The 16,161-nt window shown below is 35.2% G+C and carries 12 protein-coding genes and 1 pseudogene; 12 read left to right on the plus strand and 1 reads right to left on the minus strand.

Annotated elements, in window-relative coordinates; translation table 11 throughout:
- The 11 genes and pseudogenes from ACP5S8_RS05735 to ACP5S8_RS05785 all read left to right on the plus strand — a co-directional run.
- A pseudogene (locus ACP5S8_RS05735) lies at positions 1-477 on the plus strand (hypothetical protein); the annotation flags it as partial.
- Positions 478-497: 20 nt separating this feature from the next.
- The gene (gene accC, locus ACP5S8_RS05740; RefSeq protein WP_461869808.1) at positions 498-1,925 is read left to right on the plus strand and encodes an acetyl-CoA carboxylase biotin carboxylase subunit; all 1,428 of its coding nucleotides are present in this window, start codon (positions 498-500) and stop codon (positions 1,923-1,925) included.
- Positions 1,922-2,665: a pyrroline-5-carboxylate reductase gene (proC, locus tag ACP5S8_RS05745; protein ID WP_461869807.1), complete on the plus strand. Its 744-nt coding sequence runs from the start codon at positions 1,922-1,924 to the stop codon at positions 2,663-2,665. Before accC ends, proC begins: the two co-directional genes overlap by 4 nt.
- Complete coding sequence (locus tag ACP5S8_RS05750) at positions 2,662-4,206, plus strand: AAA family ATPase (RefSeq protein WP_461876061.1); 1,545 nt, start codon at positions 2,662-2,664, stop codon at positions 4,204-4,206. Before proC ends, ACP5S8_RS05750 begins: the two co-directional genes overlap by 4 nt.
- Positions 4,207-4,247: 41 nt before the next feature.
- Positions 4,248-5,246 carry an efflux RND transporter periplasmic adaptor subunit gene (locus ACP5S8_RS05755; RefSeq protein WP_461869805.1) on the plus strand — a complete coding sequence of 333 codons (999 nt, stop codon included), beginning with the start codon at positions 4,248-4,250 and terminating at the stop codon, positions 5,244-5,246.
- Complete coding sequence (locus ACP5S8_RS05760) at positions 5,243-8,290, plus strand: efflux RND transporter permease subunit (protein WP_461876062.1); 3,048 nt, start codon at positions 5,243-5,245, stop codon at positions 8,288-8,290. The genes ACP5S8_RS05755 and ACP5S8_RS05760 overlap by 4 nt, the downstream gene beginning before the upstream one ends.
- An 85-nt stretch (positions 8,291-8,375) precedes the next feature.
- Positions 8,376-9,185, plus strand: coding sequence for a 50S ribosomal protein L11 methyltransferase (locus ACP5S8_RS05765; protein ID WP_461876063.1), 810 nt, complete (start codon positions 8,376-8,378; stop codon positions 9,183-9,185).
- The gene (locus ACP5S8_RS05770; protein ID WP_461876064.1) at positions 9,186-11,669 is read left to right on the plus strand and encodes an AMP-binding protein; all 2,484 of its coding nucleotides are present in this window, start codon (positions 9,186-9,188) and stop codon (positions 11,667-11,669) included. It abuts the gene before it with no gap.
- Positions 11,670-11,750: 81 nt separating this feature from the next.
- Positions 11,751-13,334 (plus strand): phosphoglycerate dehydrogenase, encoded by a 1,584-nt coding sequence (serA, locus tag ACP5S8_RS05775; RefSeq protein WP_461869801.1) that lies wholly within the window; start codon positions 11,751-11,753, stop codon positions 13,332-13,334.
- Positions 13,331-14,545, plus strand: coding sequence for an aspartate kinase (locus ACP5S8_RS05780; protein WP_461876065.1), 1,215 nt, complete (start codon positions 13,331-13,333; stop codon positions 14,543-14,545). Before serA ends, ACP5S8_RS05780 begins: the two co-directional genes overlap by 4 nt.
- The gene (locus tag ACP5S8_RS05785; protein ID WP_461876066.1) at positions 14,535-15,461 is read left to right on the plus strand and encodes a bifunctional heptose 7-phosphate kinase/heptose 1-phosphate adenyltransferase; all 927 of its coding nucleotides are present in this window, start codon (positions 14,535-14,537) and stop codon (positions 15,459-15,461) included. Before ACP5S8_RS05780 ends, ACP5S8_RS05785 begins: the two co-directional genes overlap by 11 nt.
- Here the strand turns inward: ACP5S8_RS05785 and ACP5S8_RS05790 are convergent.
- Positions 15,458-15,763, minus strand: a complete 306-nt coding sequence (locus tag ACP5S8_RS05790) for a hypothetical protein (protein WP_461869798.1) — start codon at positions 15,761-15,763, stop codon at positions 15,458-15,460. The two genes, ACP5S8_RS05785 and ACP5S8_RS05790, sit on opposite strands and share 4 nt — an antisense overlap.
- Before the next feature lie 105 nt (positions 15,764-15,868).
- Here ACP5S8_RS05790 and ACP5S8_RS05795 point away from each other — a divergent pair.
- Positions 15,869-16,161: TolC family protein (locus ACP5S8_RS05795; protein WP_461876068.1), on the plus strand; the 293-nt coding region annotated here is incomplete at its 3' end.

Here is a 16,161-nt window from a genome sequence, read left to right on the forward strand (position 1 = left end):
CTTGCAATACCAACGCTCCAAGAAGCTACATTAACATCAAAACAAAAAACGCATTCTACGAAGATATCTTCTAAGGGAAGTATCAAGAGATCTTATAAAGAAAACTCTCCTGAAAAATGCGAAAACCAAGAGAAAAACCAAACAAATAAATCAAAAACAACGAAATCATCCAACACTGCTTCAAATATCAAACCATTAAAGGAAAAACCCAAAAGCGTTCCACAAATGAAGCCTAAAAATATAAGCACACTAGGTTCTTATTTTGACTTTCTTAGCTATCTAGAAAATGTGTTTCATTATATACATCAAAACTGCAAAGGAGAGGGAGTATTGATGTTTGATCTTTACAAAGACGGAAGTTTAAAGCTTTTAGAAACGCAAAAAGGATCAGTCACTTGTGAAAAGAATTTACAAGCTCCGCCTATGCCATCAAGCGTTATGGAAAACAAAATCCAATTTCTTATAAATATACCTTAAAAATTTTATATAATTAAAGTATGATTAAAAAAGTATTGATAGCAAACAGAGGAGAAGTGGCTGTACGTATCATAAGAGCCTGCAAAGAGCTTGACATTAAAACGGTGGCTATATATTCTGAAGCTGATATAAATTCTTTACATATAAAAAAGGCTGATGAAGCGTATCTTATTCCCATGGACCCCATAAAAGCTTACCTTGATTACAATAAAATAATAAACATAGCAAAACAAGCTGGTGCGGATGCTATACATCCTGGCTATGGATTTTTATCTGAAAATCATGAATTTGCTCAAGCTTGCATCGATGCTGGCCTTATATTTATAGGTCCTACACCAGAACAAATAGAAACTTTTGGGGATAAGGTAAAAGCAAAAAAAGTTATGAGAAGTTTAGGCATACCGGTAGTTCCCGGAAGCGATGAGCCTATTACAAAATTAGAGGATGCTTACGATATAGCCGAGAGTATAGGATATCCTATTATACTAAAAGCTGCATACGGTGGTGGTGGTAGAGGGATGAGGGTTGTTTATAAAAAAGAAGATCTAAAACAAAGCTTTGAGTCGGCCCAAAAGGAATCTTTGGCTTTTTTTGGAAAAGGAGACATATTTATAGAAAAATATATCCAAAGGCCAAAACACATAGAAGTACAGATTTTAGCAGACAAGTATGGAAACGTCGTGCATCTTGGCGAGAGAGATTGCTCTATACAAAGACGCCATCAAAAAATAATCGAGATAACGCCGTCTCCAAGGCTTGATAGGAACGTAAGAAACAAGATGCTCGGTATGTCGGTAAGGGCTATGATGAAATACGGATATGAAAGCGCTGGTACTATAGAGTTTATACTAGATCAAACCACCAACGAATTTTATTTTATAGAGATGAATACAAGGCTTCAGGTAGAACACACTATAACAGAGATGATAACAGGCATAGATATTGTAGAGCAGATGATAAGAATTGCCAATGGAGAACCACTTAGTTTTGTGCAAAATGACATCTCCTTTAGGGGCTGCGCTATACAGTTTAGAATAAACGCTGAAGACCCTACTAGAAACTTTGCGCCATCTCCAGGGCGTATTACCGCCTACCACTCACCTGGTGGTATAGGGGTAAGAATGGATTCTGCTATTTACAAAGATTACATAATACCGCCTTATTACGATTCTTTGGTTAGCAAGCTCTGCGTGTGGGCTCTTGATTGGGAAAGAGCTGTGGCAAGAGCTAAAAGAGCCTTAGACGAATTTATTATAAGAGGCATACCAACAAATTTACAGCTTCATAGAGAAATAATAAGAGATGATGATTTTATACGAGGTGATTTTGATACAAGTTTCCTTGATAACAGGTTGAGTCAATACGATTATAAAATAGAAGGTGAAAAGCCAAAAGATGTATTAGCTTTAGCTATATCAGCAGCGTTGGCGAGTTATTACGGCTTATGAGGATAGGTATAATAGGCTACGGCAACATGGGTAGAGCGTTTGCTCTTGGTCTAAAAGACAGTTACGATGTTATAGTCTTTGATAAAGACATTTCAAAAAAGGAGATCTCTGTAAAAGATGGGTTAGGTTTTGCAAGTTCTGTTGAGTTTTTGTTAGATAGTGTAGATTTGATTATTTTATCTATAAAACCTCAAGACTTAACATCTTTGAAGGGATTAAATTTTAACGGGAAATCTTTGGTAAGTATGCTTGCTGGGACAAGCGTTTCGAAATTGAAAGAGTATGCGAAAGATGCTTATATTACAAGAATTATGCCAAATTTAGCCGTAGTTTATAAAAAGGGTGTAATAGCTTTTTACAGCGAAGATCCTAAGAAAGATACTATAAAAAGCATACTGGCACATCTTGGAAAAGTTTATGAGCTTGAAGAGAAACACTTTGATGCCTTTACAGCCATTGGTGGGTCTGGTCCAGCTTTTGTTGCGAGTATCGTAGAAGCTATGAGGCTTTCTGGTGTCTATATGGGTTTAAACAAAGACATGTCCTACGACTTAGCTATAGCTACCATAGAAGGGACTTTAGAGCTTTTAAAAGCTTACAACGAAGAAGATCTTGTTTTAAAGGTTAGCTCACCGGCAGGTACTACGATAGAGGGTATATACAACATAGAAAAATCTGGACTTAAAGGTATATTGATGGAAACTTTCATAAAAGCTTATCAAAAGTCTAAAAACCTATGATTAAGAGCATCAAAATAGAGTCTTATCTTCTTTTAAAATCTCAATACGTAGAGTTTAAAGAAGGTCTAAACGTTATTACAGGGGAGTCTGGAGCTGGTAAATCAATGCTAATGGATGCTATTAAGTTTTGTCTTGGGCTTTTAGCATCATCCTCTGACAATGCCTCTGTAGAAATAGAAATAAACGAGGATATAGTAAGAAGAGAAACAAAGGCAGGAAAATCTAAGTTTTACATAAACGGAATGACATCAAATCAAAGAACAGTCTTAGAGACATTTGGACAAAGCGTTATGTTCCAAGCTCAGTCTTCTCAATCAAAGATTTTTAAAAAGCATCATCAGTTGGAGATATTGGACAAGGATAAAGATATTCAAAGGAAAAAGAAAGAGTTTGTGGAATATTTTGATGCCTTAAAACAAAAAGAGGAGCTCTTAAAAGATTTGCTTTTCCAAAAAGAATCTTTAGAAAAAGAGATAGAAAAAAACAAAGAACTTATAGAGTCGTTAGAAGCGCTAAACTTAGAAAAGGATACTTACAACGATATAAAGTCAAAAGCAGAAGAGCTGCAGCACGCAGAAAAAATAAATACCTATATTCAAAATGTGTTGAACGCCTTAGAATACAGCGACCATAGTGCAATCTCTAAAATAAACTACTCCATATCCCAAATAAATCAAGCGCTTTCTTATAAAGAAGACTTACAAAAGGCTGTAGATAAATTAAATGCTTTGAAAGACCAGCTTTTAGAAACAGTATCTTTTATAGCGTCCTACAAAGCATACGTTGACATGGAGTTGATAGATAAGCTAAACGAAATCATATTTAACGTACAGTCCTTAGAAAGAAAATACAAGATGCCTTTTGAAAGGATGTTTGAGGTTAAGAAATCTTACAAAGAAAATATATCATCTCTAAAAGCCTTAAAAGAAAACATAGAGCACATGTTTAGAGAAATAGAGTATCTTAAAAAAGACACGTTAGAAAAAGCCAATGAGCTATCTAGTTTAAGAAAAGCAAAGGCTAAAGAGATAAGCGCTCTAGTAAACAACGTTTTAAAGCTTTTAAACTTAAAAGAAGCTTATTTTGACATAGATATAAAGCCAAAGGAGTTATCAAGAAACGGTATAGACGATATAACGTTTTTGTTTTCTTCTTATTCAAAAGAACATATGAAGGAATTGGCTGAAGTGGCCTCTTGGGGAGAAACATCGAGGATAGTTTTAGCTATATCTTCGGTGCTTGGAGATTATGAGACTTACGTATATGACGAAATAGACGCTGGGACTAGCGGAGAAGCTTCTATATCAATAGCCAAACTTTTAAAAGACATATCAAAAAACGCTCAAATAATTTGCATAAGCCACACTCCGGCAGTAGCCGCCGCTTCTTCTAACCACATATTGGTAAAAAGACAATCAAACGATATACACATAAAAAGCCTAACCAAAGAAGAAAGGATAGAAGAACTTTCAAGACTTATGGGTATTGTAAACGAAGACACAAAAAAGGGTGCAAAAAAGCTAATAGAACAGTTTTCTTAGTTTTTCACTAATATATCATGAACTTTTGATAGTATATTCCTATGAAACTTTACCATTTTGCAATAGTATTGTGTCTAACGGGTTTTCTTTTTTCTTGTGAAAAGCCAAAAACTAAACAAATAAGCAAGGGGATAAAATCACCAAACATAGCTTTATGCAAGGTAGTATACGGAGCTTACCAAGTAAAAACACCAATATACGGAGAGGTACAAAACCAAGCTGCCACTTATATAAGCTCACCAATCGGCGGTATATTAAAATCAGTTTACGTCAAAAATGGAGATTTTGTAAAAAAAGGGCAAGTTATAGCGACCTTGGATACAAAAGTTTTTCAAGATAAAGCGATGGCAATAGCCCAAGATATAGAGGCTTCTAAGAAAAAACTAAAATATTACATGTCTCGCTACGAGAGAGCAAAAAAACTATATAAACTCGGTTCTATGTCATATCAAGAGTATTCTCAAATAAAAACGGATTTGGCTTTGGCTCAAGGAGATCTTAACAGAAACATATATTTGAAAAAATCTTTGGAAGATGAAGCTTCTTATGGTATTGTAAAAGCACCTTTTGACGGAATTGTTTCTAACGTGCTTCCAAGCGGTAGCAATGTAAATCCCGGTTCCCCTATAGCGTTTATAAGCGCCAAGAAGCTTTATGGAGAGTTTTTCATACCTTTTAATATGAAAATCTCAAATACAGATAAAATTTTGTTTGAGAATAAACTATATCCTATAAACGCTTTTCAGGACGATAAATCAAGGTTAGCCGTAATATTACCTATATCTTCTTATGAAAATCCGGGAAACAGTTTAAAAGCTTTTATTGTAAAAACAATACAAGGACAAAGGATACCTTCAAAAGCTTTGGTCCTTTACAACAATAGACCAAGTGTTTTTGTAGAGCAAGGTGATAAAGTAAAAAATATACCTGTGAAAATATTAGGTAATATGGGACAATACTATGTGGTGTCTGGAGTCATTGGCGATAGCGTAGTTTGTAAAGGCGCCAAACTTCTAAAAGATGGTGAAAAAGTTAAATGAGAGCTTTTGTAAGCTTTGCTATAAAAAATAGATATGCATTTTTTATAATCTTTGGTGTATTGTCGGTACTTGGCTACATGCTATCTTTTAAACTACCGGAAGATATATTTCCAAATGTCGTATATCCAAGAGTCGTTATTACCGTAAACGCCAATTATGAGCCCATCCAAAAAACCCTATCAGATATTACAATACCGATGGAACAAGGAATAAAATCTGTAGAAGGAGTAACAGACGTAAGGTCAAGAACCGGGCCAGGTCTTGTTATGTTGAATGTATACTTTAGTCCACACACAAATCCGTATAGAGCTTATCAAATGATTATGTCAAAAATATCAGAACTTCAAATGGATATGGGGGTAAAGGCGAGTTTTGATGTAAGACTTATGGGGCCGAGTGCCTATTCTATAGCAGGTTATGCTCTAGTATCTAGAGAACTGCCCATAAACAAGCTTAGCAACATAGTAAGATATACGATAAAACCAGCCCTTTTGTCTATACCAGGTGTTTATGAAGTGGATATGGTAGGTGGTACTTATAGCACTATGGACGTGGTCCTAAATCCTTCCGTTATACAGAAATTAAATATACCTATAAGTGTAATCTTAAACGATATAAAAAGTTACACACAAAACCACTTCATAGGCGAATACAATCAGAAAAACTTTTCTATCTTAGTGTTTGGCGTTCAAACTCCACAAGACGAACAAGATATATTGAACATTCCAATATACTACAACAACCAAACTATAACTCTTGGTGACATTGCCTATGTGGTAAAAGGTCATTATCCTATGCTTTCTTACGTTAACGTAGACGGGTATCCTTCCACAGTTATATTTAACATACATAGGACCAACGACGCCAACGCCATAAAAATTGTAAATGAAGTAGATAAAACCCTTAAAACCTTGAAACTACCACCTCATGCTCATATTGTAAAATGGTTTGACGTCACAGATTTTATAAGCTCTTCTATAAGAAGCGTTATAGATGCCATTGTAATAGGGTCATTAATCACGCTTGTGGTAATAGCTCTTTTTCTAAACAACGTCAGACTTTCCCTTCTAACGGCTATAGTTATACCAGTAAGCATTTTATGTGCACTGCTTTTTATGTATATACTACATGGAAGCTTAAATCTCATGAGTCTTGGTGGTTTAGCAGCGTCTATCGGAGCGCTCGTAGACCACGCTATTGTGGTAATGGAAAACATAGAAAAAAATATAAATAAACCACGACCAAAGCTTGAATCTGTTATAGATGCATCTTCTGAAATCCTAAAGCCAATGACACTTGCAACGCTAACATCTGTAAGCGTATTTGCTCCTCTTTTTTTCTTATCAGGCATTATTGGTACATTTTTTAAAGAATTAGCTTTAGCTGTTATTTTGGCACTCTTAATATCTCAGTTTGTTTCCATGACAATAACCCCTTCCATAGCTTACATGGCTATACCAAAAGTCGTAAAACCAGAACCAAACTGGCTTTTAAAACTCACAAACGTTTATCAAAAAATTTTTTCTGGCTTTTACAAAAGAAAAAATTTAAGCATTTTAATAGTGGTTTTATTGCTTTTAACGTCGTTAGGTCTTTATAAAAGCATGAAAACCGGCTTTTTGCCAGAATGGGATGAGGGCATGTTTGTGCTTGACTTCACAGGACCATCTGGTGCATCTTCCCAAAACACATATCAGATAGTAAAACACATAGAAAAGATAGTAGCATCGATACCAGAGGTAAAACATTATTCGGTACGAATAGGTGCATCTTTAGGACAACCAAGAAACCCTACCAACAAGGGAGATATGCTTATTACCTTAAAAGATCACAGGACAAAATCTATTTTTGCCGTGATGAGAGAAATAAGAGAGAGAGTAGATGCGAAAGTACATGTTTTAAAAGAGTTTGATATGGCTCAGGTATTAAGAGACAGGCTTGGCGATATTACAGGGCAACATGCTCCTTTTTCGGTGGTAATACATGGCTCAGATCCAGAAACCCTTGTCAAGCTTGGTCAAGAAATAAGAGATAAGGTAGCTAAAGAACCTATTTTCAAAGAGGTAAATTTAAAAACGTTATTTTACGGACCTTATTATTATATTTCCTTGAAAAAAGATGCTTACTCCAACTACGGTATAACTTACGACGATGTGGTAAATACGTTAAAGCTCCATCTTTGGGGTATTACTCTTACAAATTATCTAAAGGGTCAAGAGCGAATATTTATAAGGGCTTACGAACCTTTCAATCCAAACGAAGAAACCATTGAAGATATAAACATATACTCTCCAAAAAAACATGTGTATATACCGCTTTCTTTGGTAGCAAATATAAGATTTGAAGAAAATGTGCCAGGTATTACAAGAAGAAATCTGCAAAATGTATCTGTTGTTAGGGTGAAGATGCACCATGAAGATTTAGCTCTTGGAATAAGGGTTTTAAAGAAGGTGTTGGATAAGATTGTTATGCCGCAAGGATATTACTACACTATAGAAGGTTTTTACAAAGAACAGCAACAATCTTTTAAAGAAATGTTTATAGTGATATCTTTCTCTGTGTTGATAGTTTTGGCGCTTTTAATATTTCAATTTGGATCCTTTTTGCAAGCTTTATCAGTTATTTTTGTGCTATCGTTGTCTGTAGTGGGAGTTTTTTTGGCTCTAATGATAACCAATAAACCCTTAGACGTTACGTCGTTTATGGGTATGCTTTTGGTGCTTAGCGTGGTTGTGAACAACGGTATTCTAATATTTGATTATTATAACAAAGAGTTAGAAGAAAACATATCACATAAAGAAGCTATGCTAAACGCTTGTAAAAAACGCTTTAGACCTATACTCATGACAATGGTTGCCGACGTGCTTGGGTTTTTGCCAATAGCTCTGGCTATCGGAAGAGGCACAGAAGTAATACAAAACATGGCAATATCCGTTATGGGGGGTCTTTTTATAGGTATGTTTCTTTCGCTTCTTGTCCTTCCAATCTTTTACACCACGCTAAGGGGTATATTCCTCAAGTTTAGAATTTCAAAAGAGCTGTGATGCTTCTACAAGTTTAAAGTTTGAACATACTTTTTAATCAAAAGCCTTATATCCATATTTCTCAATTTTTATTTATAATGTTTATATGGAATATCAAATTTTTATATACGAAATAGATAAGGATGTTTTAGAAGATTTACTTATAGAGGAGCCTTTTGGTTTTGAGATTTTAGAAAAAAAAGAAAATATATGGAAAATATCTACCGACAAAAAGATAGAAAACTTAGAGCCTTTAGAAATCAAGAAGATAAGCTATAGTGAGTTTGAATTCGGTGAGATAGAGCCTATAAAAGAAGATATTTTTGTGATAATACCATCTTACGCTATACCAATAAGAATTAAAAAAGGCATGGCCTTTGGAACAGGGCTTCACGAGAGTACACAGATTATGCTAACTTTGATGAAAGACTTTATAAACAAATACGATAGCGTGTTGGATGTAGGATGTGGTAGTGGTATACTTACAATTGCTAGCAAGCATCTTACAAACTCTTATGTAAAAGGAATAGATTTAGACCCCATAGCTATAAAAGAAGCTATAGAAAATGCAAAAAACAACAACATAAAAGACGTTTATTTTGAGGTATCAACACCTTTAGATATTCTAAAAAGAAGTTCTTTGGATAAAAAGACAAAGAAAGAATACATAAAAGACGAGTGTTTCTACGATTATTTTATTGGAGCTTACGATGTTGTATTGGCAAATTTAGAAATGCATATTTTTGAAAAAGAGCTTCCAAACATCGTAAAGCTATTTAAAAAATATCTTATAATATCAGGCATATACAAAGATGAGGATAAACTTATTAAAGATATGCTTAATAATCTAAACCTTAAAATCTTGAAACAAACTACAAAAAACGATTGGCATGGTTTTGTAATAGGGAATTGTTAAATGTTTTTGAGATTTTACAATAAAACAGCTTTTATATACAAAGGCAAAAGCATATCTTACAAAGAACTAATTGAAAAAGCCGAATTTTACAGTGCAGCTATAGATATAATGCCAGGAGATAGGGTTGTCATATTCTCAGAAAATAAGCCAGAATGGGCTTATGCCCTTTTTGGTATATGGAGAAGAGGGGGTATAGCAGTACCCATAGACCATATGGCTTCTGAAGAAGAAGTAGCGTTTATTATTCAAGATGCAAGACCAACTTATGCTTTCGTATCCAAAGAGCTAAAAGATACTTTTGCAAAAGCTGTAAAAAGACATAGGTATAAGGTAGAGGTTATAGACATAGAAGATTTTATACCTTTCCAAGATCCTAAAGAACCCATCACAAACATTTCTGAAGATATAGCTCTTTTGCTTTATACCTCTGGTACTACTGGACAACCTAAAGGCGTTATGCTTACATTTGGAAACCTTCAATCTAACGTAGAGGCTATAGCCAAAGAAAACATAGCTTCTTCAAAAGATGTTACAATAGCCCTTCTTCCGTTTCACCATGCTTACCCTCTTATGGTATCTTTATTGGTGCCAATTTATCTTGGAGCTACAATTATATTTAGCGAAAGTCTTTCTTCTAGTTCTTTGATAAATTTAATAACTGCCAACAAAGTAACTGCTCTCATTGGAGTACCAAAGCTTTACAAAATATTACACGACAAGATATTTGGAGAGATAAACAACATCCCTGTAGCAAAAAAGCTTTTTTCCCTTGTGGATTTTGTTGGTAGTCCCAAGCTTGGTAAAATTATTTTTAAAAAAGTCCACAAAAGCTTTGGAGGCAGCCTCAGATATTTTATAAGCGGTGGTGCAAAGTTAGATCCAAATGTGGCCCACAACCTTTATATGCTTGGTTTTGATGTATTGGAAGGGTATGGTCTTACTGAAACATCTCCTATAGTAAGCTTTAATGTACCAGGTAGTATAAAAATAGGTTCTGTTGGAAAGCCAATACCCGGTGTTGAGGTGAGAATAGCGGAGGATGGCGAGGTGTTGGTAAAAGGGAAAAATGTTATGAAAGGTTATTGGCAAAGACCAGACCTTACAAGTGAAGCTATAAAAGACGGCTGGTTTTATACTGGTGATATAGGTTATCTAGACGAAGACGGCTATCTTTATATAGTAGGTAGAAAGAAAGAACTTATAGTACTTGAAAACGGCAAAAAAGTAATTCCAGAAGAAATTGAAAACCTCATTCTTTCTAAAAGCGATATAGTAAAAGAAGTAGCTGTTATAGAACAGAATGGACATCTACATGCCATAATAGTACCAGATTTCGACTTAGTAAAAGAAAAAGGTATATTAAATCTAAGAGAATACATCACATGGGAAGTGATTGACAAAGTAAATAGAGAATTGCCTTCTTACAAAAACATCACAGATTTTACCATAAGAGAGGAAGAGCTTCCAAAAACAAGGCTTGGAAAAATAAAGAGATTTTTGTTAAAAGCTCAAGATAACGCACAACTAAAAGAACAAGTGCAAACTCAAGTGCAAACTCATAAAAAAGAAAACAAGCCAATTGGTATCTTGACAGAACAAGAGGGAATATTGCTTGATTATTTAAGGAAATACAAAAGTGATATATCTCCTAAAGATCACATAGAAATAGACCTTGGCTTGGATTCTTTGGATAAGGTGGAGCTTTTAAGCTTTTTGGATAGAACGTTTGGTATACAAATACCCGAAAAGGAGCTTTCTAAATATTTATCTGTAGAGCAATTAATGAACTTAGTATCAGACAAAGAAGCCAAACAAACAAAAGAAGTAAACTGGCACGATATACTAAGCGAAACCGCTCCCGCTGAAACTTTAGAATACAAAGACGAGGTTTTAGTATACGGTTCTTATTTGTTAAAACAAATTTTTAGGATTTACTTTAGGTTCCAAGTGGAAGGCTTACCAAATCTACCAAAAGAAAATCCATTTATCATAGCACCAAATCATGCCAGTTATTTAGATGGGTTTTTAATAGCAGCTTCGTTGCCAAAAGAGTTAATAAAAGATACATATTTTGTAGGAGCAAAAGAATACTTTGAAGGCAAGTTTGGGGCTATCGTTGCCAAATATTTTCATGTTATAACAGTGGACACTCAATCAAGCGTTAAAGAAACGCTTGTAAAATCTGCAGCTGTTTTAAAAAGCAAGAAAAATTTAGTTATATTTCCAGAGGGAGCTAGGACTAGAAATGGTAAACTACTTCCCTTTAAAAAAGGTGTGGCTATATTGAGCAAAGAACTCAAGGTGCCTATTGTACCAACAGCTATAAAAGGGTCTTACGAGGCTATGAAAATAGGTGATTTATTCCCAAAACCAAAAAAAATAATTTTAAGATATGGATGGCCTATCGTAGATTACGAGTTTTCTTACGATGAAATCATAGGAAGACTGGAAGAAGCAGTGCAATCCCTTCTTGATTTACCTTAATAGATAGTTTTGGCTTTTAGTAAAGGCTTATCTTATTTATGTGCTATAATATATATTCTAACTAATGTTGCGGAGGTTTTTATGAAAGTTTTAATCACCGACCCAATATCTCCAAAAGGCGTAGAGATTCTTAAGAAAGAATTTGAGGTGGATTATTATCCTGAAATCAAGTTTGAAGAGCTCTTAGAAATAGTTGGAAATTATGATGCAATAGTAACAAGAAGTAGAACACCAATTACTACCGAGCTTTTAGAAAGGGCAAAAAATTTAAAAGTAATAGGAAGGGCAGGGGTAGGTGTAGACAACGTAGATATAGAAACCGCTTCTAAAAAAGGTATTTTGGTGTGTAATACACCAGGGGCAAACACTATAGGTGCTACCGAACTCACCATAGGACACATGATAAATGTCATAAGAACTATACACAAAACCCACAATACAATAATGGACTATAGATGGGAAAGACATAGTTTTATGGGTATTGAGCTTTTTGGAAAAACATTAGGAATAATAGGTTTAGGAAACATAGGCTCTCAAGTGGCAATAAGAGCAAAAGCTTTTGGAATGAAAGTGGTTGCCTATGATCCTTATATACCAAGAGAAAAAGGTGATAGGTTGGGAGTAAAGCTATACGACGATTTGGATGAAATGCTTGCAATATCTGATGTTGTAACCATACACACCCCGCTAACCCATGAAACAAAAGGAATGATAAACAAAGAGCGCATTGCAAAGATGAAAGACGGTGCTATAGTGATAAACTGCGCAAGGGGTGGCATCATAGTAGAGTGGGATTTGATAGAAGCTCTTAAAAGCGGAAAACTATACGGAGCTGGTATAGACGTTTTTAGCAAAGAACCACCGCCAAAAGAACTTGTCGATGCTTTTAAAGAATGTAAAAACGTATCGTTGAGCGCTCACATAGGGGCAAATACCTATGAATCCCAAGAAAACGTAGGTATCATAATAGCCCAGCAAGTAACAAAAGCTTTAAAAGGACAACCTGTAGATTACGTGGTAAACGCACCTTTCCCAGATATATCCGTTATAACTCTTATAAAACCGCACTTAGATTTGGCTGAAAATATGGGAAGTTTTGTAGCTCAGCTAAGCACCGACGGTATAAAGAAGATAAAAGTAGAGGTTATAGGAGACTTGGCCCAAAACTCAAAACCTGTAGTAGCAGCCGTACTAAAAGGTGTTTTAAAGAGTATAACGGATTACCCAGTAAATATCATAAATGCTACATATCTTGCAAAAGATTACGGCATAGAGGTAGAGGAAATAGCAAGCGAAGAATCTCAAGATTTTAAACATTATATAAAAATAACCGCTTACGGAGATGTGCAAGAGAAGGTTGTAGGTGGTAGTCTAATAGAAAATCAAATACCTCGTATCTTGCAAATAGATAGATTCTATGTGGATGTAGAGCCAGAAGGTGTTATGCTTGTGTTTGAAAATAAAGACGCGCCCGGGGTAATAGGCACTATAGGGTCTATCTTAGGTCAAGCCAATGTTAATATAGCTGGTTTTAGATTAGGTAGAGAGAAAAAAGGCGGATTGGCATTAGGAGTACTCAACCTAGATTCTAAAGTAAGCGATGAGGTGTTAGAAAAGCTTAAAAGAATACCACAAATTATCTCTATGAAGCAGGTAATCTTATGATACTGGTACAAAAGTTTGGTGGTACATCCGTTGGATCTATAGAGCGCATAGAAAATGCCGCCAACAAAGTTATAAATGCTATAAAAAAAGGCTACAAGCCTGTGGTAGTGTCTTCAGCCATGTCTGGTGAGACAGAGAGGCTTATAAAATTAGCAAAAGCCATAGAAGAGCATCCAAGCTATAGAGAGTTAGACCAACTTATATCTACTGGTGAGCAGCAAGCCATAGCCCTTTTTGCTCTTATGCTTATAAAAAAAGGGTATGATGCTATGAGTTTGTGCGGTTGGCAAATACCTATAGAAACAGACGATGTGCATTTTAAAGCCAACATTAAAAATATAAACACAAAAAAGATTTTTGAGCTTTTAGAAAAAAATATAATACCGGTAGTGGCCGGTTTTCAAGGTATAGACGAGCATGGAGATATAACCACCTTAGGAAGAGGTGGATCTGACACTACTGCGGTGGCTTTAGCTGGATATCTAAGAGCAGATTGTGAGATATACACAGACGTGAATGGGGTTTATACCACAGATCCTCGTATTGTAAAGCATGCTAAAAAGATAGATTACATATCCTATGAAGAAATGCTTGAGATGGCGTCTTTGGGTGCTAAGGTTATGCAGATAAAGAGTGTTGAGTTTGCAGCAAAATTTGGATCTCGTATACATGTTAGATCTTCTTTTGAAGAGGCTGAAGGCACTTGGATAGTACCGGAGGAAGAAATTATGGAGAAAAAAGCCGTAAGAGCTATAACCGCCGATGTCAACGAGTCTAGAATTACTATAACCCACATACCAGATAAACCTGGTATAGCTGCTGAGATTTTTAAGAGCTTAGGAGAGTCTCACATAGTGGTAGATATGATTGTCCAAAACGTCTCTGTGGATGGGTACACCGATATGTCTTTTACTGTAAACAAAAACGACGCTCACAAAGCAGAAGAAATTACAAAAAAATTGGCTAAACAACTAAACGCCAGAGATGTGTTAAGAGATGACGATGTAGCCAAGATATCTGTGGTAGGTATAGGTATGAAAAGCGCTTACGGCATAGCTGGACGTATGTTTGAAGTACTTGCCTCAAACAACATAAATATAAAAGCTATTTCTACTTCAGAGATAAAAATATCTTGCCTTATAGACGAAAAGTATACAGAGCTTGCTGTTAGAGCTCTTCATGAGGAGTTTATAGAAAAAGATGAGCCTTGATAAAAAAAGAGCTAAAGAGATTTTAGACGCTTTTAAAAGCCTAAAAATTGTCGTAGTGGGCGATGTGATGCTCGATCATTATCTTTTTGGCAACGTTGAAAGAATATCTCCAGAAGCTCCAGTACCGGTGGTAGAAGTACTATCAGAAGAGTATAGACTTGGTGGAGCTGCAAACGTTGCCAGCAACTTAGCCTCTTTGGATGTGCAGACTTCTTTGTGTGGTATAGTAGGCAATGACAATGCAAATATTATAATGTCTAAAAGATTAAAAGAACTAAACATAGAGAATTTAAATATTATCTCAGACAAACCCACTACTCAAAAGACACGCATAATAGCATCTCATCAGCAACTTATAAGGATAGATTGGGAAGATAAGACTCCGTTTTTAGATTTTAAAATTATATTGGATAGGCTTCCAAAGGATGTGGACGGTATTATTGTATCAGATTATGCAAAAGGTACAATCACGGAAAACCTTTGTCAGGCTTTGACAAAATATTATACTTTCGTTTCAGCAGACCCAAAGCCCCATCACAAAAATTTTTACCGTAATCTATCTGTGATAACTCCAAACGAAAAAGAAGCCAAGGCTATGTTAAACGAAGAGGATATATTTACTCTTGGCAAAAGCCTCAAAGCTGAATTAAATCTTAAATATCTAGCTATAACGCTTGGGCCAAAGGGTGTTGCTTTTTTTGAAGACGATGCTATTCATACTTACAGCGCAAAGGCAAAAGAGGTTTACGATGTAACAGGTGCTGGTGATACGTTTTTAGCGGTTTTGACTGCAGCTTTGTTAGCTGGTGCTAAAACTAACGAAGCCTGCGAGCTTGCCAACACCGCTGCTGGTATAGTTGTATCAAAAATAGGTGCTGCTTCTACCACGAAAGAAGAAATATTGGAAAATCTTTAAAATAGACCACCGAATCCCCAATAACTTGACATCTCTTGTAAAAATTCTAAAAGCTCAGATATATTTTTACACATACCTTGATAACAGCAAGTTTGGTCACCATCTTTGAAATTTATATCTATAATACCATCTTTTCTTACTATTAGCTCAGCATCGATGCCTTTGGACTCGTATATACCAAGAAATCCGTAATCCATAGGAAACCATACAAACATATCCAACCTGAGTATGTTTTCCAGATCTTTATAAAAGTAGGTAATAGCGTTTGTTTTAAATTCATACAAAACACTTTCGCAAGCCATTGTATAAATGTAATAAATAAAAGCTTCAAAAGACTTGATTTATATCAATATAAAAATATCTTTATTTCATAAAAAATTAACATTCTTATGGCAAAATAGAATGTTATGAAGCTAAAAAAAATAAAAGGTATTGTTTTTGGTTTTTTGGTATATGGGCTTTTAGCATCAAAACCTTCTTTTTCACAGGAAAAGCCGTTAGAGCTAACGCCTGCCCAAGCAGTTTCTATTTTTATACACAACAACTACAACGTTTTAATAGACAAATACAATATAGACAAAGCCTATGCAAACTACCTTGAATCAAAAGCTCACACAAATCCTACTGTATATATGTCTAGCACTCAGCACGAAATAAGAAATGGAGAGTTAAGAAGCAGAGATTCTACATCAAACATAGG

It is taken from the genome of Hydrogenobaculum sp. (assembly GCF_049967395.1).
In the GTDB taxonomy this organism is placed as follows: Bacteria; Aquificota; Aquificia; order Aquificales; family Aquificaceae; genus Hydrogenobaculum.